Source organism: Bradyrhizobium sp. 44 (assembly GCF_023073095.1).
Classification (GTDB): Bacteria; Pseudomonadota; Alphaproteobacteria; order Rhizobiales; family Xanthobacteraceae; genus Bradyrhizobium.
In genome coordinates this window covers 401,536-423,168 of the sequence record NZ_JADPIY010000004.1, presented here as the reverse complement: position 1 = coordinate 423,168, position 21,633 = coordinate 401,536, and the positions used below count along the sequence as shown (strand labels likewise).

Below are 21,633 nucleotides of genomic sequence, written 5' to 3'. Positions count from 1 at the left end.
CAAATTCATGAACAACCGCAGCCGGAAGCGCCGGCCTTCTTCGCCGCTTCGTCGTCGGCGCAACAGGCCGTCGGTTCCTGCTTCGCCGGCCCGCCGCAACATCCTGATCCGGCCGCGGCGGCTTCGACGCCGCCGCGCGTGCAGACGCCGGTCTCCGGCAGCACGAGCTCCACCCTTGCGGCGGCTTTCTTGTCGCCGGCGAGATCGGCCGCAATCGAGCGCACCTGCTCATACCCCGTCATCATGAGAAAGGTCGGCGCGCGGCCATACGACTTCATGCCCGCCATGTAGAAGCCCGGCTCGTCGTGCGAGAGCTCGCGCGCGCCGTGCGGGCGCACCGTGCCGCAGCTGTGCTCGTTGGGATCGATGAGCGGCGCCAGCGCGACCGCCGCCTCGATGGCGGGATCGAGCCGCAGGCGCAATTCGGACAGGAACGAAAAGTCGGGACGAAAGCCGGTCGAGACGATCAGCTCGTCCACAATCACGCTTCGCGCGCCGCAACCCGAGCCGGCCGCGATCTCGAGGCGGCCTTCGGAGTCCGACAGATGCGTGACGCCGAATTCGGTTTCGACCCTGATCTTTCCGGAGGCAATGAGCGCAGCGAACGCGCTGCCGAGCTCTCCGCGCGCGGCGAGCTTGTCATTCCGGCCGCCGCCAAAGGCCTTGGCGGGATCGGCGCCGCGCAACAGCCAGATCGCTTGCGTCCCCGGCACCTCGTCCGCGAGATGCACAAGATCGATCAGCGTGCCCACCGCGGAGTGGCCGGCGCCGAGCACGGCGACGGTCTTCCCGGCATATCTGGCGCGGCCGACACCACGGACATCGGGCATGCCATAGGCGATGTGGCCGGCGCATTCACGCTCGCCGATCGCGGGCAGACCATTACCACCGGCGGGATTGGGCGAGAACCATGTGCCGGATGTATCGATCACGGCATCCGCGCGCAGCACTTCAGGACCTTTGCCGTTCTGGTAGCGGATTTCGAACGGCGCCTGCTCACGCCCCGTCGTCTTCGCCTTGTCGAAGCCGACGCGGCTGATGGCCGTGACACGGCTGGATGTCCGGATCACCTCGCGCAACGGCGTTCGCGTCGCAAGCGGCGTCAAATATCGGTCGATCAGCTCGCCGCCGGTCGGATAGGAGCCCGGGTTCGGCGAATTCCATCCCGTCGGCGCGAGCATGCGCGCGGCGGCCTTGTCGATATTGTAGTCCCACGGCGAGAAGAGCTGGACCTGCTGCCACTGGCGAACCGCATGCCCCGCTTCGGGTCCTGCCTCCAGCACGATGGGTGACATGCCACGCTCCAGGACGTGCGCAGCTGCTGCGAGGCCGACAGGCCCTGCCCCGATGATGGCGACCGTCTTAGCGTTCATTCGACTTCTCCCATAATTCTAGAATCATCGAAAGATGCTAGCCAAAAAAGTTCACGCCGCCGTTTGCGTCGTCTTGCATCCGACTTCGTCTGCGCAGCACTCCGCCGCCAGGAAATCGACTAGGCCCCGCATCGCCTCGAAATTCGCGTGACAGACGAGGCTCGTCGATTCCCGGACCTGACTGACGAGCCCGACCGAGACCAGGGTCTTGATGTGATGCGACAGCGTCGACGCCGGAATCTTCAGCTTGTCCTGCAGGCGGCCGACGGCCATGCCCTTGTGCCCTGCCCGCACCAGGGCACGATAGATCTGAAGCCGGGTCCGGTTTCCCAGAGCCTCCAGGCGTGCTGCTGCGTCGTCGATCTTCATGGCCGCCATGATGCGCCTGCCGATTTCAAACTGTCAAACCATATTTCTAGAATCTTCGAAATACTGGCTCGGCCGCCCAACGGCTTCCGGATTGACGCGCTCCAATTAATTCCATAAGTCTGGATATATGGAAACAGAAGAAGCCGTCATGGCGCTCGCCGCGCTGTCCCAATCGACCCGCCTGGAGGCCTTCCGCGCACTGGTCAGTCACGAGCCTGATGGTCTCGCTGCGGGCGATCTCGCACGGCTGTTGGAGGTCCCTCAAAACACGCTCTCGGCGCATCTGTCGATCTTGACGCGCGCGCGGCTGGTGACCTCCGAGCGGCGCAGCCGTTCGATCGTCTACCGCGCCAACCTCACCGAATTCCGCGACGTCGCGGTCTTCCTGCTGCGGGATTGCTGCGGCGGACGGCCGGAAGTCTGCGAACCTGTCGTCGAAACCCTGCAAGCGTGCTGCAAGCCGAGACGAAAGGAGCGAAGCCGTGCCTGATCAATTCGATCTTCCGCGGCGTCTCGCGGCCGAGGCGCTCGGCACGGGCATTCTGGTTGCCACGGTGGTCGGCTCCGGCATCATGGCGGAGACGCTGACCAAAGACGTCGCGCTTGCGCTTCTGTGCAACACCCTGCCGACCGGCGCCATTCTGGTCGTCCTGATCACCGTGCTCGGTCCGATCTCCGGCGGACACTTCAATCCGGCAGTGACCCTCGTCTTCACCGGCAAGCGGGAGCTGCCGGTGAACGACGCCGCATTTTACGTCGTCGCGCAGATCGCCGGCGGCATCGCGGGAACGATGGCAGCGCATCTGATGTTCGGACTGCCGCTACTCGATTTCTCTGAGAAGATGCGAACCGGAGGACCGCAATGGTTCGCCGAAGCCGTCGCCGCTTTCGGTCTGGTCGCAACGATCCTGGCCGGCATCCGGTTTCAGCGCACTGCGGTTCCCTGGCTGGTCGGTCTCTACATCACGGCGGCCTATTGGTTCACAGCCTCGACCTCGTTCGCCAATCCGGCCGTGGCCATTGCGAGGTCGCTGACCAACACGTTCACGGGCATACGTCCCACCGACCTGCCCGGATTCATTCTCGCGGAGCTCTGCGGAGAGTTCGCCGGCGCGCTGCTGATGAATTGGCTGCTCGCAGACGCCCGCGCGGCCGGCCCCATCCCAATCGCGGAGACCACCCGATGAGCGTCACGATCTACCACAACCCCGCCTGCGGCACCTCGCGCAACACGCTGGCGATGATCCGGCAGAGCGGCGTCGAGCCGGACGTGATCGAATATCTGAAGACGCCGCCATCCCGCGAAACGCTCGTCGGGCTGGCCAAGGCCCTGGGCATCTCCGTTCGCGCGCTGCTGCGCGAGAAAGGCACGCCCTACAAGGAGCTCGGCCTCGACGATCCCAAATGGTCCGACGACGAGCTGATCGACCAGATGCTCGCGCACCCCATCCTGATCAACCGTCCGATCGTGGTGACGCCCAAGGGCACACGCCTGTGCCGTCCCTCGGAAGCCGTGATCGATCTCCTGGACCATCCCGTCGGCCGGTTCGTGAAGGAGGATGGCGAGGTGGTCGAAGCGCGATAGGCTTACGAGATCCCTGTCCTATTGGGATCAGATCTTCGGGATCTTCGCCCGCTCCACCACGCCGGTCCATTTGCTGATCTCGGTCTCGATCAGGGCCTTCATCTCCTCCGGCGAGCTACCGCGAACCTCGCCGCCGACGGCGGTCTCCAGACGCTGCTTGAGGTCGGGATCCCTGAGAGCGTCGAGCGTCGCCGCATTGAGTGCGGCCATGATGGCGGGCGGCGTTCCCTTCGGGGCCAGCAGGCCGGCCCAGGTGCGCACGTCATATCCCTTGATACCGGCTTCCTGAACCGTCGGCACGTCGGGCAACAATGCGGTGCGCGTCGGCGAGGTCACCGCCAGGCCGCGGATCGCGCCGCCCTGGATCTGCGAGGCAAGCAAGACCGGCGTGCCGACGATCACCGGAACCTCTCCGCCGAGCAACGCGGTGACGGATTGAGAATCGCCGCGATAAGGCACGTGCACGATCTCGACGCCGGCGGCTGCGTTCAACAGCTCTCCTGCAAGATGGTGCGTGCTGCCAAAACCTACCGATCCGAAGCTCAGCGCACCGGGCTTCTGCTTTGCCATGGCGACGAGCTCGCCCAGCGATTTCGCCGGGTAGTCGCTACGCACAGCGATGACGAGCGCGTAATAGACCAGCGTCGAGATCATCTCGAAACTCTCGGCCGGCTGGTAGGCGAGGCTCTTGTAGGTCGCGGCGGAAATCGCATGAGCGCCGGTGACGAGCCCGATCGTGTAGCCATCGGGCGCCGCTTTCGCGATGGCATCCGCGGCGATGTTGCCGCCGGCGCCGGGCTTGGCCTCGACGATGATCGGCTGGCCGAGCTTCTTCGAGAGCCCGTCGGCGATGATGCGCGACAACGTGTCGGCCGCGCCGCCGGCGGCAAATCCATGCAGCAGCCGGATCGGGCGCGATGGATAATTGTCCGCCGACGCCGAAGTGGCTGCTAAAAAGCAGCCAAACAGAAAAATCGCCGCAGCAAGCCGCTTCATCCTTCGCATGGATGCGTCCTCCCTTTGACTGTTCTATCGTTGGCCGCGACGAGGCGGCGTTCTTCAAGTCGAGTTTGAATCCGCTAGCGGGCGAACTCCGTGCATTCAGGCGATGGCGGCATGCCCCAGACGTCGCGCGGCAGACCGACCCAGACTTTTGGCCGCTGCGGTCGATCGCGATGCCAGGGACGCGGCTCGAAGTAGCCGAGCTCTTCGTCGGTCATGCGGTCGAGGTCATGGAACAGCTCGACCAAATGCCCGTCGGGATTGCGATGATAGATCGCCGTGTTGTGGCCGGGGCCGTGACGCACCGGTCCCCACAGAACGGGAAGCTTGTGACGGGCGAGATGGTCGCACGCCTGCTGCATATGGACAGGGCCGCGCAGCTCGAACGCGACATGATGCAAGCCATGGCCGGGGGCCCGAGCAAAATTCAGCGTATGATGCTCGTAGCCGCTGCGCATGAAGACGAAGCGATCCTCGATCCAGTCTGAAACCCGCAGGCCCATCATGTTCGCGTAGAACTCCGAGGCGGCGCGCGGATCGGGCGTGCCAAGCGCGACATGGCCGAGCTTGGTGACGGCAAGCGCACCGATCCGCTCCTGCGCAGGCGTCGGCGTCCAGCCCTGGATCAACTCGAAGCGCGTGCCTTCGGGGTCGCTGAACGACAGCGATTTGGAAACGCCAGGCAGGGGATCGCTATGCAGCTCGGGCCGCAGATCGGCCTGCTTCAGCGCGGCGCCCAGGGCCTCGATCTGGACATCAGGAGATATCTCGAAGGCGATGCTCGTCAGCGCCGCGTCGCCGGGTTCGATCACCAGCGAAAGCTGCTCGGAATCGTTGGCAAGGAAGATGCGGTTGCCGTCGCGGCCGACGAGGCCAAGACCGATCACGGCGCGGTAATAGTCGAGCAACCGCTCGGGATCGGGCGAGGCAAAGCTCGCGTGCCGGAGCCGGGTGAAGCGTGCAATGGGTGCTTGTGTCGTCATCGTGCAATCCACCCCCTCATGGCGTCATGATGATCTTGCCGAGCGCCGAGCCTTGCTCGAGCAGCGTGTGGGCCTGCCTGACCTCGTCGAGCTTCAGGACCGCCGAGATCGCCGGCTTGATCGCATTGCGGCTCAGCGCGTCGATCACGTTGCGCATGAGCGCGCGACGCCCGTCGCGATCGTGGTCGTAGATGTGGAAGGAGAAGCAGCGTATCGCCGGGCAGATGTCGAGATGGTCGCGCATCGCCGCCATCAGGTTTTCTTCCGGCAATCCTGCGAAGGCGTTGTACGACAGCAACGTCCCCCATTTGCCGAGCGCGCCGAGATAGCCGGTGAACTCGGGCCCACAGACGTGATCGAGCACGAGGCCGACGCCCTCGCCATTGGTCAGCTCGCGGGTCCGCGCCACCACGTCTTCGCGGCGGTAGTAGATGACGTGATCGGCGCCGTTGCCGCGCGCGAATGCGGCCTTCTCCTCGTTGGAAACCGTGCCGATGACATTCATCTGCGCGAGCTTGGCGAGCTGCACCAGCGCGGTGCCGACACCACCCGCCGCCCCGATCACCAGCACGCTGGCCGGTGCGCGCGGATGGCGGCACTCGTTCAGCAGCGCGTAGGCCACCTGGTAGTTCGACAGGCACACGGCCGCTTGCATATCGACATCGTCGGGCAGCAGATGAATGGCGTCCGCCGGCGCGACCACATAGTCGGCGTAGCAGCCGCCGCGCTGCGACAGGTCGCGCGCGCTCAGCAGCACCTTCTGGCCGATCGCAAACCCTTCTACGCCGGACCCGAGCGCGGCAATGCGGCCGGCGACGTCGTTGCCGGGATTGGCCGGCAGCGGCGGCATCCATTTGTAGACGCCACGCCGGATCAGCACATCGGGCTGCCCCACCCCGAACGCTTCGGCCCGGATTTGCACATGGCCGGGTCCGGGCACAGGCACCGGACGCTCCACCAGTTCGAGTGCATCCGGCCCACCCGGCTGACGCACCAGCACCGCCCTCATGATTTCATCTCCGCCCATATTTTCGAAAATAATATCGTTTACGAAAATTATTGCAAGATGCTCGTTAGCGCGGCATGTTGAGCCATCGATTCAATGGCAGAAACCATGTCCGAAAGCGCCATTCGCCCCCGCAAGGAATTCGGCAAGACCGTTGCCGCCGACATCACCCATCGGCTGCGCGAGGAGATCATTGCCTGCGGCCTGGCGCCGGGCGAGCCGCTGCGATTCGACGTCCTGCGCGAACGATTCGGCGTAAGTTTCACGACGCTGCGCGAGGCGCTGACGGCGCTTACCGCCGAAGGCCTGGTCGACGCGCAGGAGCAGCGCGGATTTCGGGTGGCGCCGGTCAGCCGCCAGGACCTGGTGGAAGTCACCGATGCCCGGGTGCTGATCGAGGTGGAATTGATCCGCCGCGCGATCGAGCGGGGCGACGACGATTGGGAAATCGCCGTCATCTCGACGCTGCATAGATTGAAGCGAATCGAGCAGCGCGATCCCGAACATCCGCTACGCGATCCCGAATGGAAGATCGCCCACCGCCAATTCCACCAGGCACTGGTGTCCGCCTGCGGCTCCGCTACCCTTCTTGCCATTCGCGCCGACCTGTTCGATCGCGCCGAGCGCTATCGGCATCTGTCGGCCAATTTCCGGCCACGGCCGCGCGACAAGGCCGGCGAGCACCAGGCGATCATGCAGGCCGCCATCTCGCGCAATCCGGATCTCGCGGTGCAGCTGATCGAGACGCATATCCGCACGACCGCCGACAACGTCGCGACCTACGCCGCGCATCTGCTCGATATCGAATAGGCGGCAACGGCTTTTTACCGCAGTGGGCTTGCGCCTCGCCCGATTTTCGAAAATAATAGCTAAGATCGAAAATGCCAACCTTCGGGGCGTAACCATGAAGCTGCTGTCGTTCTTGGACGGAAATCGGGAAAGCTGGGGTGCCGTTGTCGAAAATGGCGTCGTTGATCTCGGCCGCGCCCTGCCCCAGTACCCTGTTCTCGCGGACTTCCTCGGCAGCGACGACTATGCGCGGCGCGAGGCCATCGTCGCCGGACACAAGCCCACGATGGCGCTGAGCGACGTCAAATATCTGCCGGTGATCCCGCGTCCGGAGAAGATCGTCTGCGCCGTGCGCAATTATCTCGACCACCACAATGAAGCCGTGGCGTTCGGGATGAAGCGCGAGATCACGGAATTTCCGCCGATCTTCCTCCGGGTCTGGCGCTCCCAGGTCGCGCACAACGCGCCGGTGATCCGGCCGAAGGTCTCGGACAATTTCGACTGGGAGGGCGAGCTGGCTGTCGTCATCGGCAAGGGCGGCCGTCACATCAGCCAGGCCAACGCCTGGGATCACGTGGCGGGCTACTCGATCTACAACGACGTCAGCGTGCGCGACTGGCAGCGTCACGCCCAGCAGATCGCCTCCGGCAAGAACTTCGTCGGCACCGGCCCGTTCGGACCATGGCTGGTGACGCCGGACGAGATCGGCGATCCCACCAAATTGAAGCTCGAGACGCGCGTCAACGGCGCGGTGGTACAATCCTCCGACACCTCGATGCTGATCTTCTCGATCCCGCGGCTGATCGAGTACAGCTCGACCATCTTCGACCTCGTCCCCGGCGACGTCATCGCCACCGGCACGCCGGCTGGCGTCGGCTTCACCCGCAAGCCGCCTGTTTTCCTCAAGCCCGGCGATGTGGTCGAGGTCGAGATCGAGAACATCGGCGTGCTGCGCAATCCCGTCGTCGACGAAGCATAGCGCCTGCGCATGTCGTCTCAAGACGTGTCCCAAGACATCCGCAAGACCGCGCTTAGCGTCGAGACCATCTGGCACGAGCGCGGTCCCCGGCTGGAGAAGCCTCTGCTGGTCGGAACGGCCATTGCGGTGATCCGCAATCCCTTCGCGGGCCGCTTCGAACCTGATCTGATGCCGTTTCAGGCATCCTTGCGCGAGCTCGGGCGCGAGCTTGCAACGCGGCTGATCGCGCAGCTCGGCGGTGCCGCGCAGATCGAAGCCTATGGCAAGGGCATCATCGTCGGCGAGGACGGCGAGCTCGAGCACGGCGCGGTCTGGCACGAGGCCGGCGGCCAGGGCATGCGCGAGGTGCTCGGTCAGCCCAAGGCGATCGTCCCGGCGGCGAAAACCATCGGCGGTCCGGGCACGCGGCTCATGGTTCCGCTCGGGCACATCCACGCCGCCTATGTCCGCAGCCATTTCGGCACCGCGGAGATGACGCTGTGGGATTCACCACGGCGCGACGAGATCGCATTCGGGCTCGTGATGGCGACCGGCGGCCGACCTCACGCGCGCATCGGAGGCCTCGCGGCATCCGCGATCTCCGCGCACGACGGACAGCGCTGACGGCCCGAGCAGCGCACTCAATGTGCGTCGCACCTGCAGCGCTCATAATCGGCGGGATCGTGGCTGTTGACGACGCCCACGCGATCGCCGTGGTTCAGATCATCTCGAAGACCATGTTGCGCGCTGACGAGCATTTCGTCGCGATGTGAGCGAGCGTTATGTCGCAGCGCCGCCGCCGTCGCATCCGCTGGCACTGAAGGAGAAGCTTCGCACCGCCGATCTCGCCCGCGTCCCCTTGATCGACCGCTGCCATTGCGAGCAAAGCGGCAATCGGAAGACTGGGCCATGGCGCTGGTCGCTGCCGGGGTCGGCATCGCCATTGTCCCGGAAGGCGTGGCGCGCGGCAATCCGGACGTCGCAGTGTCAGAAGCAGCGCGCCAAGTCTCCACGGGGCCGAGCGGCCGTGGCGAACGCGAAGAGATCGCCTCGTCCGCGCTAGCGCATCCTTATTGCAGCGCAAAGTAGCGCTCTAAATCCATCAAATCATGTGCTATGTATATTACGCCGGTTGTTTGCCTAAAAACTAATCAAAGAAGAATGAAAGAGGCGTCATGATCGGTTTGGAGGGGGTTTCCGCCCAAGCGTTATCCGACACCATCGGCGCCATCTACGACTGCGCCCTCAATCCGCAGCTTTGGGCGGCCACCTGCCGGAAGATCGCCGATCTCTGCGAGAGCACGGCGGGCGGCATCTGCGTTCACGACATGAAGCACGTCCAGAACGACCAGCTGTTCGTGTTCGGCTACGAGCAGACGTTTCTGGAAAAGCTCGGCGAGAACTACGCGAAGACGCCGATGGCGGCCGCGGATATCGTCGCCGACATCGGTCATGTCAGCGCGCTCTCGATGAACGATCTCGATGAGCTGCTCGAAAGCCGGTTCTACCGGGACATTCTCCAGCCTCACGGATTGCAGGACATCATCTGGTTTCCAGCTCTGCGGACCGGCGGGCGCATGGCCTCCATGCATGCCTCTCGGACGGCGAAGACGCATCGCTATCAGCAGCTGGACATCAACCTGTTCAAGATGCTGTCCCCTCATGTCTGCCGCGCCCTCACCATCTCCGACGCACTCGACCTCAGGACGCTGCGGTCGGAGATGCTGGAGCGAACATTCGACATGCTTGCCGTCGGTGTCTTCCTGACGGCGCGCGACGGCCGGGTCGTCTACATGAACGAGACTGCCGAGCGGCAGATCAAGACCGGCAACGCCGTTCGTGTCCTCGGCAACCGGATCTTTCCGACCGATGCCGCCGCCCGCGATGCGCTGTCCAAGGCCATCGACGAAGCGTCCCGCGACGATGCGGATTTGAGCGGACACTCGCTCGCAATCCCCGATATCGACGGCGCCGGCTACATCGCCACCCTGCTTCCTGTCGATCGCGGTCAGCGCAGCGGAATCCTCGCCCCGTTTGCCGCATCGGTAGCCGTCTTCATGAAGGACCCCGCCGAGGTGCCGATGATGCCGGGCGAGGCTTTTGCAAGGCTCTACAAGCTCACGGGCGGCGAGCTTCGCGTGCTGATGACGCTCGCGCAAGGTCTCGGCGCGAAAGAGGCGGCCGACATGCTCGGCATCGGCGAGTCAACGGTGCGCTCTCACCTGCAGCGCATCTTTGCCAAGACGAACACGACGAGGCAAACGGATCTGCTTCGCCTGCTGCAAAGCGCCACGCCGCCACTTCTGCCCGCACAAGGCGCTGTCGGCTAATTCGTCATCTGACATACGCCTAAATCGTCGTCATTTGCCTGCGTCGCCGGCTTGCGCAGCGCTACGCATGCCGGGCGAAATTTCCAGACAAGAAAAATTCGCCGACGACGGTTGCGTTTCATTGGTTCCGATGATGCGGCGATGCGGGATGACTGATTTTCTCATCGTCACGACATCAGGAGATCACGATGCGGACGGCAACTGGCGGGCGCTGCCTCGATACGGACGACCATCGGCCCGAACCAAAGCGATGGCGTCTCGCGTCTTACGTGTTTCTGATCGCGCTGATGTTGCTGGCCATGTTCGAGCAGAAGCAAGCCAGCGACGTCTCAATTCTTGCCACCGGCCCACTGCCGGCAATCAACATTCCTTGAGTGAGGCCGCGTTGGCGCACCCTTTGCTTCGATTTGGTTTTTATTTGCATTGGACATTTCATGACTCAAACCGCGAGCGATCAAGCGTTTTTGCTCATGCTGATTTCAGCCTGCCTGGGCGCGTGTTTCGTTTTGGCGTTCTGGGAAATCGAGGAAGCCCGCCGGCGCCGGCAACGGTACGACGAGTTCACGCGCGAAGCGCAACGGCCGGTCAGGCCCGGCCATTAGCCCACGGTCCGGATCATCATGCGAGCCCTCGCAACCGCCACCATTGCGAGCGCTTTTGCTCGCGCATTCCCCGCGTCTTCGTTGCGGGCACATGTTCTCAAGCAGCTCACTTTGTGCTGCGGAGCCGTCCTCTTCGTATGGCTGCTGTCGCTGACTCACGGGTTGGATCTCAGCGCCGGGTTCTTCTGACCGATCGGGTTCGACCATGAGCATCGTGTCAGTTTGGTCCGGAGCGGCCTCTCAGGCTCCCAACCGCCACGTCGAACCGGAATCGCGAGGCATCTTCGCCTTCATCATGTCGGCGCTGCACGCCTCGCGACGGCATCAGGCAGGTCGCGTCCTGCGCCATTACGAGCACTTGCTCACCAACGAACTCAAACATGATGCCGGAGAACGAGAATGATCGTTGCGAACAGGACAGCTGAGGCAGGATTGACGGTGCGGTCTCCGCAGCGCAGTGAAATGCGTTGGCTCCTGGCGGTCGCAGCCGCATTCCTCGTCGTTCACATCGTCGCCGTGATGATCTGGGGACGCGCGTCGGCGAGCGAGGCCGCGGCTCCAGTGCAGCCGACCATATCGCCCTTGTGCGACTAACTGGGTTAGCCCTTCGAGACGACCGCGCGGCCGTAGGGCGGCTGGGCCGCGACCGGCGGGTTGGCGGTCTGGGCGGCGAGTTCGCCGATCAGGCGGTCGGCATCGGCGGCCATGCCGTCGGGCGCCTGGATCACCAGCCGCTCCAGCCCCCAGCGATAGGACGAGACGCGCTGCTCGAGGCACTGCTGTACCCACTGGATGATCAGCGAATTCTCCTGCATGCGCTCGACCGCGTCCTCCTTCTCCTTCGGCGAGAGGGAGGAGACACGCGCCATGCTGGCATTGCGCTTCTTGTCGAGGTCGATGACGCGGATCGCGGAGGCGAAGAACGGCTCGAAGCGGGTGATGTCGTTGCGCACGTCCTCCATCAGCTGCGTGTAGCGCGAAGAATGCGAACGGTGCGGCTCGTCGATCAGTGTGCGACCATACATGGTGCGGTCGAACACGATCTTTTGCCGCCAGGGCGAGGGCAGCGCCTTGTAGTCGCCGAACACACTCTTCCAGGCGGGCCGCGACAGCGGCGGTTCGATCAGCGGATAAGCGAGGTCGCGAAGCTGGCGCTCTTCGTCGGTGAGCTGGAATTGGGATGGCTTGAGGCCGACGCTGGAGGTGACTTCCGCGCCCAGCCAGCGATGCATGTCGTCGCTGCGCATGTCGGCGCGGGTCCGGCCGAAATCGCCACCACTACAGGCGGCAAGCGTCGCGCCCAGCACTGCGAGCATGATGGCCGTTACGACCGGCCGGATCTGGCGGAGGCTCTCCGGCATTTCAAGGCCGAAGGCTAGCGGCGACGACGACGGCGCCCCGGCGCTGTGCCCTGCTCCGGCCCGTGATCGCCGCTGGTTTCGTCGCTCTCGCGCTCGATGCGGATCACGGGAAGGATCAAAATCGTGCCCATGTCCGCGCGCGGAGCCACGTCCCCCGACGCGCTCACCCGGCGACCGGCCGGAAATTCGATGATGGTCCCCATATCAGCTCTCTTCAATTGCCGCGCGACCCGGCGCGCCTCTGCAACATGCATTCATTAAGATCAGTTCATGGTTAACGGGGTGTAAACGTGCCGGCGGGACCGTAACCGCACGGGCGGGACCCGTCGTCCCGTTGCGGCACGAGAACGCTTCAAATTGCCGGTTCGGCTTCACGCCTCGTTTTCCTTAACGAGCCTTTAAAGGAGCCCGCGATAGGCTGGCGGCGAGTATCTCTTCCAGGTCGCGTATCTCTCCATGACCAAGTCGTTGTTTCCAGGATTCGACGGGCTGATGACCCTCTCCCGTCGCGAAGGCGTCGATGTTCGTCCGACGCTGCTGCGCGTGCTGACCGACCTCTATGTCCAGTCGAGCACCCATAGCGACGACGAGCAGCGCCAGTTCGTCGAGCTCGCCACACGACTAATCGACCAGGTCGACGACGCGACGCGCGCGGCCGTCAAGGCGCGGCTTGCGATCTATCCGTCGACGCCCGCGCCGATCATGCAGAAGCTCGGACTGTCGGCCGCGCAGGAGGGCCGCAGGGTTCCGCTCGCGCGCGAAATCCCGGCGCCCGTCCCTGCCCCCGCTCCTGTCCCCTTGCCGGTTCGCACGCCTAGCGACGCCGAGCTGCGCATGGCCTCGAACATGGCGATGCAGCCAAAGGACGCGGCCGATATCCACGACATGTTCTTCCGCGCTGGCGCCACCGAGCGCGCGCTGATCCTGCACAATCTGGCGGAGACGCCGCTGAAGGCCGCGCCGCGGATTCCGACCGTCCGCGCCAAGCGCGCGATCCAGATCCTCGAGATGGCGGCGATCGCGGGCGATGTCGAGAATTTCATCTTCGAGCTTTGCGACAGCCTGATCCTGCCCTCGCGCGTCGCAGCCCAGATCGTCGACGATGCAAGCGGCGAAGCGCTCGCGGTCGCCGCGCGCGCACTCGACATGCCAAGCCCGGTGTTCCAGCGCATTCTGCTGTTCTTCAAGCCGGAGATCGGCAACTCCGTGACCGACGTGTACCGGCTGTCGCGGCTTTACGATCGTCTCAGCGACCGCGCGGCGCTGGTGATGCTGGCCGCCTGGCGCGGCTCGACGCTTGCCGTCACCCGGGCCAAGTACCAACCGTCGCTGCACGACAGCGAGCGCCAGCGCGCACGTGCGGGCGCAAGCCAGACGCGTCCGGGCGTGCAGCCCGGCTCCGCGCCTGCGGTGCGGACAGGGACTGACGGATCGGATCGTTAGGTCTTCGCCAGCTCGAGGAAATGCCGCCCGGCGCGGTCTTCGGTCTCGACGATCCAGATGTCGGAGTCGAAGCGGATCTCCTTGGTCAGACGCTCCTCCACCGCGGACTCCGGCATCGGCTGCGGCGCAAGCGGCACGAAGAAGCGATCGACCGGCCGACCGTCGTCATAAGAGGTCTGCGGCGCCGGCACATAGAGCATCGCATTGCCGTCGAGCAGCGAGACCTTCACGAACACCGCACCCGCCTCCTCGGCGCCGCGACGACGCACCGCGCCGTACACGCCCTCGGTCTGGCACCGGCGCAGATAGGCTGAGACCCAGATGTTTGATTTCAAACGCATGGAGGCCACGATAGGACAGCGCTGCAATCAGCACCAGCCTTCGCACAACATCACGACTATTCGACCGGGTGGCCGATCGCGGCGCCGAGCTCGCGGAGCAGGCGGTCGGACAGCTGGCCGGTGACCTGCATCTTGTGCTCGCGCTCGAATTTCTGGATCGCGGACTGGGTCTCGGCGCCCATCGCGCCCGTGATCTTCAAATTCCCGTAGCCGTATTCGGAGAGCGCGCGCTGCACGCCGGCGATGCGCCGCGCGGCCGGGCCCTGCTGCACGGGGATTGGCGCCGGCGGACGTGAGACGGAGGGCGGCGCCGAAATCGTTTGCTTGACCAGATTGGTCATGGGATCGCCCGAGCGCGGCGTCGATGCAGTCGCCTCGACGGGCCTCTCAGGCGGCTTGTCTGCAGGTTTGGGCTCGGCACGAAACTCCGTCGCTCTCGGCTCGAGCGGAGAGGTATCGGCGCCGACGGGACGCGGACGGGGCAAGGGGTTCGACAGCGCCATGGACGACGGTGCGGGAAGATTGATCACGGTACCGAACATCGGCGCCGGGTGCCGGCCGGTCTGCAGGAACAGCGCATTGGCAACGATCGCGCCGATGGCGGCAACGGCGACGAGACCGGCCAGCGTATCCTTGGGGCTATGCAGCAGCACGCGCAGCACAAGATTGCGCTCGGTCTCGACATCGATGACCGCGGCCTTGGCGCCACGGCGGCGCGGAGCGGCTTCGTCCTTGGCAGACTTCTTAGGCACTTTTCTTCACCAGAGCGGGTTGGTCCTGAACTTGGTCGTGAGGATGGTCGTGAAGTTCGTGGTCCTGAAGTTCCTGGCGCAGCACCGGCGTCAAGGTCGCGATCTTGCTCTCGCTCGCCTTGCTGTCGGACATCTTGCCATCAGAAGTCTTCATATCAGACGTCTTGGCCTGCGGCGTGTAGACCAGCGGCAGCTTGACGGTGACGGCAGTGCCCTCGCCCAGCCTGCTTTGTACCGTCAATTCGCCGAGATGCAACGCCACCAGGCTCTTCACGATCGAAAGTCCGAGGCCGGTGCCTTCGTGACGGCGCTGATAGGTCTTGCCGGCCTGGAAGAACGGCGCGCCGATGCGCTTGAGATCGTCAGGCGCGATGCCTATACCGGTGTCGCTGACGCGCAGCGCAAGCTGCGAACCCGAGACCGCGGCTGTGACGGTGACCTGACCGCCGCGCTCGGTGAACTTGACGGCGTTGGCGACGAGATTGAGCACGATCTGCTTGAAGGCGCGTGGATCGCCGGTCATGACAGGCAGGTCCTGCGGCGCATCGGTGACGAGATCGACGCCGTTCTCCCGCGCCTTCAGCGCCAGCAGATTGCAGCAATGCATCAATGATGCACGCGGCGCGAACGGTTCCGACGCCATCTCGAAATTGCCCGACTCCATCTTGGACATGTCCAGGATGCCGTTGACGACCGAGAGCAGATGCTGGCCGGAATCGTTGATGAGCTGGGCGTATTCCCTCCGCTGGGCCGCGCCCAGCATCAAGGTCTGCTCCTGCGTGATCATCTCGGAGAAACCGATGATGGCGTTGAGCGGCGTGCGCAGCTCATGGCTCATGGTGGCGAGGAAGCGCGTCTTGGCGGCGTCGGCCGCCTCTGCAGCGCGGCGTGCCTCGTCGAACGCCTGCTCTCCGAGCTTGCGGTCGGTGACATCGCGCATCACGGCGACGACATCGGCCTCGCGCGTGGTATCACGGCCCATATCCTGATCGAGCGGGCGGCACCGCATCTCGACCCAGATGAAGTCAACCTGGCCGCGTTCCGAGCCGGCACGTTCCCGGCGCAACCGGAACTCGACGCTGCGCACGTCGCCGCGCGCAGCATCGGACAGCGCCGTCAGATACGCCGGCCGATCGGCGACATGGACCCGATCGAACAGGCCGTGGCCGAGCAGTTGCGCGACGGGCACGCCGAGCATGGCTTCCACTGCCGGTGAAATGAACTGCACCGCGCCGTTGCGCTGATGCCGCGAGATGACGTCGCTCATATTCCGCGCCAGGAGGCGGTAACGCTCCTCCTCCCGCGACAGCAGCGCCACGCTGGTGCGCGCGAGCGATTCCGCGCCGAAAGCCAGGCCCGCGGCATAGAGCGTCGCCGAGGCGACGCCGAACGCCATCAGCACGCCGCGTTCCGCAGCGCTGGTGTCGCCAATCGGCAGCCAGCCGAGCTGGCTGACGAGGATCAGGATGCCGGCGCAGGACAGTGCCAGCAGCGATGCGAAGGCCGCGACGCGGCGCGAGGCCGACAGCGCAGCTTCGAGGGGAACCACGACCAGCCAGATCGCGGCGAAAGATTCGATGCCGCCAGTCGTCACCGCAACCGCCATGATCAGGCCCGAGAGCGCCAGCGACGACAGCACATGCGCGCCTTCGTAACGGCCGGTGCGCGACAGGAACCAGGACAACAGGATCGGCGCAATCAGCCAGGCGAAGGCCGCGACCTCGATCGCGCTCGGCGCGCCGCGCATGGCGAGATAGACCGGGAATGCGGCAAAAGCGGCCAGGCTGCCGAGCAGCCGCGGGGCCATGAAGGCACGATGGCGCGCTCGCGTCAGCGCGTCGTAACGCGCGGAGGGATGCAGCAGCGCATCGAGACAATCGCGGATGATACTCAAAACTGTCACGGGTCTCGCGCTTCGGCTCATTCGTCGGGAAGACGCGCCGGAACGCCTCCTTATCGTTGAGCCACCGTGTCAGAGCGACCTTAAACGAACACTAAGGCAGCGCGGCGCGCCGCCGGACACCGCGTCATCGCAGGGCTTTTTAGACGATTTGACGACGTCATCGGCGGGGATGGTGAACACAGGGTTTCCCCGTGATCCGCATGGTTTCGAAATGGTGGACGGGCGCGGCCGCAGAGCTCACGGCACGGAAGTCAATCGAAAATTTACGACACCGTCGATTGCAAAGATTCTTGAGTCAATTTTCCGCGAATTAAGCGGAAGGCAATCACTTGCGATTTATCGAGAGTTGCTAGGTCCGACATCCGCGGAGATCGCCGCGACGGGGTCTAACATACAGGTCGCAAGATGCGCTTTCTGCTTCGCATCACATTCTGGCTCGGGCTGGTGCTGGTGCTCCTGCCGCGGGACAAGACGCCCGAATCGGACAAGCTGCCGCAGATCGGCGCTGCCGACGCGGTGCAGGCTGCGACCGCGGCCGTCTCCGACATGACCCAGTTCTGCAAGCGCCAGCCGGCGGCCTGCGAGGTCGGCGGACAGGCCGCGACCATCATCGGCCAGCGCGCGCAGGACGGCGCAAAGAAGATCTACCAGATCATCAACGACAAAAAAGAGCAGCTCGAGAAGCCCGACAAGAAGGCGCCCGACCACACCGGCTCGATCGCGCTGGCCGGCGAAGGCGATACCGCAACCAGCGAAGCGCCGCGCGACACCCTGTCCCAGGACGACCTCGCGCTGGAATGGCGCGGCCCTGCGCCCGCACCGGCGAATTAGCGCCCAAACCCTATCGATTTCGGCGCTTTGCGTCCCTATATTGGCCTGAACGGGAACTTTGGGCCAGCATGACGACGATCGACGAAATCAGGGATAATTTCGAGATTCTGGACGAGTGGGACGACCGCTATCGGTACGTCATCGAGCTCGGCCGCACCCTGGAACCGATGTCCGAGGCTGAGCATTCGGCCGAGAACAAGGTCAATGGCTGTGTCAGCCAGGTCTGGCTTCAGAAGCTGATCGATCATCGCGATGGCGGCCAGCCGGTCCTGACATATCGCGGCGACAGTGACGCCCACATCGTGCGCGGGCTGGTCGCGATCGTGCTGTCGCTTTACTCCGGCCGCACGCCTCAGGAGATTCTTGCAACCGATGCCATTGCCGTATTCGACGAGTTCGGCTTTCGCGATCATCTGACGCCGCAGCGTTCCAACGGCCTGCGCTCGATGGTCGAGCGCATCAAGACCGACGCGAAAGAGGCGCTCGCGGAAGCGTCGTAGAAAATCTACTTCCGCTTCCGCTGCTGCTGTCCCAGTCCCATCTGCTTCGCAAGCTGCGAGCGGGCCACCGCATAGTTTGGCGCGACCATGGGATAGTCGGCCGGCAGGCCCCATTTCTCGCGATATTGCTCCGGCGTCATGTTGTATTGGGTGCGCAGATGGCGCTTCAGCGACTTGAAGCGCTTGCCGTCTTCCAGGCAGACCAGATAATCGGGCGCGATCGACTTCTTCAGCGAGACCGCCGGCTTCGCGGGCTCAAGCGGCACCGTCTCGGTGCGGCCCGACGAAACGCGCACCAGCGCGCCATGCACCTGGCTGATCAGGTTCGGAATCTCAGCCGCAGGCGTCGGATTGTTGCTGAGATAGGCCGACACGATGCCTGCCGTCAGCTCAATGAAATTCTTAGCCCCGGCATCCGACATCGCCCCGCCTTTCTCCACCTTGCGTCTCACGGGAGAGACGACGTCAGAGTATTCCGTGTCAACAATACGTTTGGCTGAAATGGGACGACTGAGGAGTATGGGCTGATTTACTGACGAACCAACAAGAACGCCAGCGCTTTACTTGGCTGCGCCAGAGTTGCCTACGCGCTCTTCAAGCGCCCCGCTGGTCAAGGTGGGAGCGCAGTTCGTCGATCGAGGCAAAGCGCATCATCCCCTCCGGCATCTGGGCTTCGATCGAGCCATCGGAGTAGAGCGAATAGGCCATGCCGTCGACGATGCCGGATTTGAGCACGGTCACGGGCGCCTGCTCGGCCGCGGCCGTCGGCTCCGGTGCAGGCGGCGGAGCAGCCTCCGCGAAGGTCGACGGCGAGCGTGGTGGCGGGCGCCGCGAGGCGGCCGGCGGCTCTGCAGGCCTCATGCGATCCGGCTTCGGCCAGGCGTCGTCAAAGCTCGCAGGCGGCGCCTCCGGGGCGGCAGGCTCCCCCGACGGCTCGGCATGCGGCAGCGGCGGCACGCCCTCGCCGGTCTTCGCCTCCGCGCGCTCGCGCTCCTTGCGGGAGGTCGAGGCGAACAGCAAGTTGCGCCGGCGCGGCGGCTCCGGAACCTCAGGCGGGCTCGGAGCTTCCGGCGGTGGCGGAGGTTCGACGCGCGGTCGCTCGCGCGCGGCTGCTTCGTTCTGCCAGGGCGGCGGGCCTGCGGCCGGCAATGGCGGCGCCGGCTCCATCTTCTCCGCGCCCGGCTCAGGCGAGGGGGCAGGCGTTCCAGGCATCCCGAGACCCGGCAGTACGGGCCGGACCCGAACGTCGGATGGTGCGATTGATCCAGCGAGCCGGCGGGCCATGCCCTTCAATTCCGCGACCACGACGTAGAGGCCGGCCAGTAACATTCCGGAGCAGACGCCGATGGTGCCGGAGATTATGAGGGTACTGCCGAGACTGAATTCCCTGACGGTGAAGCCGAACAGGATCGCAAGGAGGCCCGCCAAAACGGCGAAAATCCCCGCGATCAACAATACCAACGCCATCGAACTCACCCCCGGCCGCGCAGCCACACGCGACACTCGTCACGCCACGATACCGTCATCCGGTGTTCCACGCCAACGTCGAATTATAGCCTGCGTTCCTAAAGGAAAGGAAATCAGGGACTTATTCACATTCCCTTCAGCTACGGCTCGCTACTTCTAAGCTGCTCTCGAGCTGGTCGGATTTGCTGCGTTGCATCAGGAATTTAGCCATAATGCCCAATTACTTGGTAATGGAACTGCGCTATAGGGATTCCGGGGAGCAGGCCCGCGCGCACCAGCAGGGCCAAGAGGGGATTCCGGGTCACCAATAGCCATGACATCCATCACGACTTCGGCGATCGACACGCCTCTGCGGCGCTCGGTTGAACGGACTTGCGACGATCTCGCCATGCTGGTGCTGGCTGCGGTCGCCGTCATTGCCGGTTTGACCTTCCGCGACTACGGGCTCGGCTGGGACGACTACACCCACGCCGAATATGCTGACCTGCTGCTGCGCATGTTCGGTTCCGGTTTCAAGGACACCGCGGCACTCTCCTTCGCCAACCTTTACATGTATGGCGGCGGCTTCGACATGGTCGCGGCCCTCCTGCACAAGGTGATTCCGCTCGAGCTGTTCGAGACGCGCCGTCTGGTCGGCGCCGTCGTCGGCGTGATCGGACTTGCGGTGACGTGGCGGCTCGGCCGCCGTATCGGCGGCCCCCTTGCGGGACTTGCCTCGCTCCTGCTGCTCGCGCTCTGCCCGATCTTCTACGGCCACATGTTCATGAACCCGAAGGATGCGCCCTTCGCGGTGGCCATGATCATCCTGATGCTGGGTCTCGTCCGCCTCGCCGAGGAATATCCGCAGCCTTCGCCGCGCACGATCCTGATCGTCGGCCTTGGTGCCGGCCTCTCGCTCGGCACCCGCATCCTCGGCGGCCTTGCGCTGGTCTATGCCGTGATCGGCTTCATGCCGCTGTTCCTGGAGGAACTGCGTAGCGAGGGCCTGCGCGAGTCGGTCCGCCGCTTCGCTTATGTCGTCTACGTGCTGCTGCCCGGCCTCGTGCTCGGCTACCTCGTGATGGGGCTGATCTGGCCGTGGTCGATCATGGAGCCCGGCAATCCCTTCGAGGCGCTGACCTACTTCTCGCACTTCTTCGAGAAACCCTGGAAGGAGATGTTCGACGGCGCGATCGTATCCGTGCCCGACATGCCGTGGTCCTATCTGCCGACGCTGTTCGCGCTTCAGTTGCCCGAGGTGATGCTGGTGCTGATGTTCGGCGCCGTGATCGGCACCTTCGCACTGCTGCCGCGTCGCGAGGTTCCCGCACGCCGCAAGACCATCCTGCTGATGCTCACGCTCGCCGCGACGCTGCCGCTCGCGATCGCGATGGTGAAGCGACCGGCGCTGTACAACGGCATCCGCCATTTCGTCTTCGTGATCCCGCCGATGGCGGTGCTCGGCGGCGTCGCCTTTGGCTGGGCCATGGAGCGGCTGCGCGCCAATCACCGCACGTGGCAGCCGGTCGTGCTCGCCACCTTCTGCTTTGGCCTTGCGCTCTCGCTCGCCGAGATGATCCGCCTGCATCCCTATCAATACACCCACTTCAACCACATCGCCGGCACCGTGCGCGGCGCCGACGACCGCTTCATGCTGGATTATTGGGGCCTGGCGCTGAAGCAGGCCTCGGACGAATTGCGCGAGCAACTGGTCGAACGCCAGGAAGTGCCGCCGCGCAACCGCAAATGGAAGGTCGCCGTGTGCGGTCCGCAGCGCCCCGCCCAGGTCGCGCTCGGCCCCGACTTCACCATCGGCTGGGATTCCAATGCCGCCGACTTCGCCATGACGCTCGGTGAATTCTACTGCAAGGGCCTCACCGCGCCCGTGCTGGTCGAGATCAAGCGCGACGACGTGGTGTTCGCCCGCGTCTACGACATCCGCGGCAGCAGCATTTCCAGCCTGCTCTCGATCCCGGCACCGTAATAAATTTCTCCGGATCGTAGCCCGGGTGAGCGCAGCGACATCCGGGGCCTATCAGGCAGCCCCGCATGTCGCGTC

At 64.6% G+C, this 21,633-nt stretch carries 28 protein-coding genes; 16 read left to right on the top strand and 12 right to left on the bottom strand.

The window, feature by feature from the left end; genetic code table 11:
• Nucleotides 1-5 precede the first annotated feature (5 nt).
• Both IVB41_RS01950 and IVB41_RS01945 read right to left on the bottom strand, forming a co-directional pair.
• Nucleotides 6-1,373 carry an NAD(P)-binding domain-containing protein gene (locus IVB41_RS01950; RefSeq protein ID WP_247426144.1) on the bottom strand — a complete coding sequence of 456 codons (1,368 nt, stop codon included), beginning with the start codon at nucleotides 1,371-1,373 and terminating at the stop codon, nucleotides 6-8.
• A gap of 51 nt (nucleotides 1,374-1,424) precedes the next feature.
• Nucleotides 1,425-1,742 (bottom strand): helix-turn-helix transcriptional regulator, encoded by a 318-nt coding sequence (locus tag IVB41_RS01945; protein WP_027569084.1) that lies wholly within the window; start codon nucleotides 1,740-1,742, stop codon nucleotides 1,425-1,427.
• Nucleotides 1,743-1,869: 127 nt separating this feature from the next.
• On the opposite strand from IVB41_RS01945, the gene IVB41_RS01940 reads away from it, so the two are divergent.
• The 3 genes from IVB41_RS01940 to arsC are packed head-to-tail and all read left to right on the top strand — an operon-like array spanning nucleotide 1,870 to nucleotide 3,327.
• A complete protein-coding gene (locus IVB41_RS01940) occupies nucleotides 1,870-2,232 on the top strand; it encodes a helix-turn-helix transcriptional regulator (RefSeq protein WP_247426142.1) in 363 nt (120 codons plus the stop codon).
• Nucleotides 2,225-2,929, top strand: coding sequence for an MIP/aquaporin family protein (locus IVB41_RS01935; protein WP_247426140.1), 705 nt, complete (start codon nucleotides 2,225-2,227; stop codon nucleotides 2,927-2,929). Before IVB41_RS01940 ends, IVB41_RS01935 begins: the two co-directional genes overlap by 8 nt.
• The gene (gene arsC, locus IVB41_RS01930; protein ID WP_247426138.1) at nucleotides 2,926-3,327 is read left to right on the top strand and encodes an arsenate reductase (glutaredoxin); all 402 of its coding nucleotides are present in this window, start codon (nucleotides 2,926-2,928) and stop codon (nucleotides 3,325-3,327) included. Before IVB41_RS01935 ends, arsC begins: the two co-directional genes overlap by 4 nt.
• Before the next feature lie 27 nt (nucleotides 3,328-3,354).
• Here the strand turns inward: arsC and IVB41_RS01925 are convergent, their stop codons facing one another.
• The 3 genes from IVB41_RS01925 to IVB41_RS01915 form a co-directional block, all read right to left on the bottom strand.
• Nucleotides 3,355-4,332: a tripartite tricarboxylate transporter substrate binding protein gene (locus tag IVB41_RS01925; protein WP_247426136.1), complete on the bottom strand. Its 978-nt coding sequence runs from the start codon at nucleotides 4,330-4,332 to the stop codon at nucleotides 3,355-3,357.
• Nucleotides 4,333-4,406: 74 nt separating this feature from the next.
• Nucleotides 4,407-5,312, bottom strand: coding sequence for a VOC family protein (locus IVB41_RS01920; RefSeq protein ID WP_247426134.1), 906 nt, complete (start codon nucleotides 5,310-5,312; stop codon nucleotides 4,407-4,409).
• A 16-nt stretch (nucleotides 5,313-5,328) separates the two neighbouring features.
• Nucleotides 5,329-6,321 carry a zinc-dependent alcohol dehydrogenase family protein gene (locus IVB41_RS01915; protein ID WP_247359865.1) on the bottom strand — a complete coding sequence of 331 codons (993 nt, stop codon included), beginning with the start codon at nucleotides 6,319-6,321 and terminating at the stop codon, nucleotides 5,329-5,331.
• A gap of 105 nt (nucleotides 6,322-6,426) precedes the next feature.
• Between IVB41_RS01915 and IVB41_RS01910 the strand changes: the two genes are divergently transcribed.
• From IVB41_RS01910 to IVB41_RS35590, 9 genes are all read left to right on the top strand, one after another.
• Nucleotides 6,427-7,128, top strand: coding sequence for a GntR family transcriptional regulator (locus IVB41_RS01910; protein ID WP_027569077.1), 702 nt, complete (start codon nucleotides 6,427-6,429; stop codon nucleotides 7,126-7,128).
• Nucleotides 7,129-7,222: 94 nt separating this feature from the next.
• Nucleotides 7,223-8,086 carry a fumarylacetoacetate hydrolase family protein gene (locus IVB41_RS01905; RefSeq protein ID WP_027569076.1) on the top strand — a complete coding sequence of 288 codons (864 nt, stop codon included), beginning with the start codon at nucleotides 7,223-7,225 and terminating at the stop codon, nucleotides 8,084-8,086.
• Between the two features lie 9 nt (nucleotides 8,087-8,095).
• On the top strand, nucleotides 8,096-8,689 hold the full coding sequence (locus IVB41_RS01900) for an amino acid synthesis family protein (RefSeq protein ID WP_247426132.1): 594 nt from the start codon (nucleotides 8,096-8,098) through the stop codon (nucleotides 8,687-8,689).
• A 285-nt stretch (nucleotides 8,690-8,974) separates the two neighbouring features.
• Complete coding sequence (locus IVB41_RS35855; protein WP_407062468.1) at nucleotides 8,975-9,154, top strand: hypothetical protein; 180 nt, start codon at nucleotides 8,975-8,977, stop codon at nucleotides 9,152-9,154.
• 86 nt (nucleotides 9,155-9,240) lie between these two features.
• A complete protein-coding gene (locus IVB41_RS01890; protein WP_027569073.1) occupies nucleotides 9,241-10,395 on the top strand; it encodes a helix-turn-helix transcriptional regulator in 1,155 nt (384 codons plus the stop codon).
• 188 nt (nucleotides 10,396-10,583) lie between these two features.
• Complete coding sequence (locus IVB41_RS01885) at nucleotides 10,584-10,769, top strand: hypothetical protein (RefSeq protein WP_027569072.1); 186 nt, start codon at nucleotides 10,584-10,586, stop codon at nucleotides 10,767-10,769.
• Nucleotides 10,770-10,829: 60 nt separating this feature from the next.
• A complete protein-coding gene (locus tag IVB41_RS01880) occupies nucleotides 10,830-10,997 on the top strand; it encodes a hypothetical protein (protein WP_247426130.1) in 168 nt (55 codons plus the stop codon).
• 205 nt (nucleotides 10,998-11,202) lie between these two features.
• The gene (locus IVB41_RS01870; protein WP_247426129.1) at nucleotides 11,203-11,400 is read left to right on the top strand and encodes a hypothetical protein; all 198 of its coding nucleotides are present in this window, start codon (nucleotides 11,203-11,205) and stop codon (nucleotides 11,398-11,400) included.
• A gap of 59 nt (nucleotides 11,401-11,459) precedes the next feature.
• Entirely contained in the window at nucleotides 11,460-11,591 is a 132-nt protein-coding gene (locus IVB41_RS35590) for a hypothetical protein (RefSeq protein ID WP_256379048.1), read from the top strand.
• 5 nt (nucleotides 11,592-11,596) lie between these two features.
• On the opposite strand, the gene IVB41_RS01865 is transcribed toward IVB41_RS35590, so the two are convergent.
• Entirely contained in the window at nucleotides 11,597-12,358 is a 762-nt protein-coding gene (locus tag IVB41_RS01865) for a hypothetical protein (protein WP_247426127.1), read from the bottom strand.
• A gap of 14 nt (nucleotides 12,359-12,372) precedes the next feature.
• On the bottom strand, nucleotides 12,373-12,561 hold the full coding sequence (locus IVB41_RS01860; protein ID WP_027516916.1) for a hypothetical protein: 189 nt from the start codon (nucleotides 12,559-12,561) through the stop codon (nucleotides 12,373-12,375).
• Nucleotides 12,562-12,814: 253 nt separating this feature from the next.
• On the opposite strand from IVB41_RS01860, the gene IVB41_RS01855 reads away from it, so the two are divergent.
• Complete coding sequence (locus IVB41_RS01855) at nucleotides 12,815-13,801, top strand: DUF2336 domain-containing protein (protein WP_027569069.1); 987 nt, start codon at nucleotides 12,815-12,817, stop codon at nucleotides 13,799-13,801.
• Here IVB41_RS01855 and IVB41_RS01850 read toward each other — a convergent pair.
• Genes IVB41_RS01850 through IVB41_RS01840 form a run of 3 tightly spaced genes read right to left on the bottom strand, consistent with a single transcriptional unit; the run spans nucleotide 13,798 to nucleotide 16,818 of the window.
• Nucleotides 13,798-14,142: a DUF1491 family protein gene (locus tag IVB41_RS01850; RefSeq protein WP_027569068.1), complete on the bottom strand. Its 345-nt coding sequence runs from the start codon at nucleotides 14,140-14,142 to the stop codon at nucleotides 13,798-13,800. The two genes, IVB41_RS01855 and IVB41_RS01850, sit on opposite strands and share 4 nt — an antisense overlap.
• A 56-nt stretch (nucleotides 14,143-14,198) precedes the next feature.
• Nucleotides 14,199-14,894 (bottom strand): peptidoglycan-binding domain-containing protein, encoded by a 696-nt coding sequence (locus IVB41_RS01845; protein ID WP_247288761.1) that lies wholly within the window; start codon nucleotides 14,892-14,894, stop codon nucleotides 14,199-14,201.
• Nucleotides 14,887-16,818, bottom strand: coding sequence for a PAS domain-containing sensor histidine kinase (locus IVB41_RS01840; protein ID WP_247426125.1), 1,932 nt, complete (start codon nucleotides 16,816-16,818; stop codon nucleotides 14,887-14,889). Before IVB41_RS01840 ends, IVB41_RS01845 begins: the two co-directional genes overlap by 8 nt.
• A gap of 384 nt (nucleotides 16,819-17,202) precedes the next feature.
• Between IVB41_RS01840 and IVB41_RS01835 the strand changes: the two genes are divergently transcribed.
• Nucleotides 17,203-17,628, top strand: coding sequence for a DUF5330 domain-containing protein (locus IVB41_RS01835; RefSeq protein ID WP_247359872.1), 426 nt, complete (start codon nucleotides 17,203-17,205; stop codon nucleotides 17,626-17,628).
• A gap of 68 nt (nucleotides 17,629-17,696) precedes the next feature.
• Nucleotides 17,697-18,128: a SufE family protein gene (locus tag IVB41_RS01830; protein ID WP_247359873.1), complete on the top strand. Its 432-nt coding sequence runs from the start codon at nucleotides 17,697-17,699 to the stop codon at nucleotides 18,126-18,128.
• A gap of 5 nt (nucleotides 18,129-18,133) precedes the next feature.
• On the opposite strand, the gene IVB41_RS01825 is transcribed toward IVB41_RS01830, so the two are convergent.
• Both IVB41_RS01825 and IVB41_RS01820 read right to left on the bottom strand, forming a co-directional pair.
• Nucleotides 18,134-18,550, bottom strand: coding sequence for a MucR family transcriptional regulator (locus IVB41_RS01825; protein WP_027569063.1), 417 nt, complete (start codon nucleotides 18,548-18,550; stop codon nucleotides 18,134-18,136).
• 172 nt (nucleotides 18,551-18,722) lie between these two features.
• Nucleotides 18,723-19,595: a DUF308 domain-containing protein gene (locus tag IVB41_RS01820; protein WP_247399204.1), complete on the bottom strand. Its 873-nt coding sequence runs from the start codon at nucleotides 19,593-19,595 to the stop codon at nucleotides 18,723-18,725.
• Nucleotides 19,596-19,908: 313 nt separating this feature from the next.
• Here IVB41_RS01820 and IVB41_RS01815 point away from each other — a divergent pair, with 313 nt between their 5' ends.
• Nucleotides 19,909-21,558, top strand: coding sequence for a glycosyltransferase family 39 protein (locus tag IVB41_RS01815; protein ID WP_247359875.1), 1,650 nt, complete (start codon nucleotides 19,909-19,911; stop codon nucleotides 21,556-21,558).
• The last annotated feature ends 75 nt before the right edge of the window (nucleotides 21,559-21,633 follow it).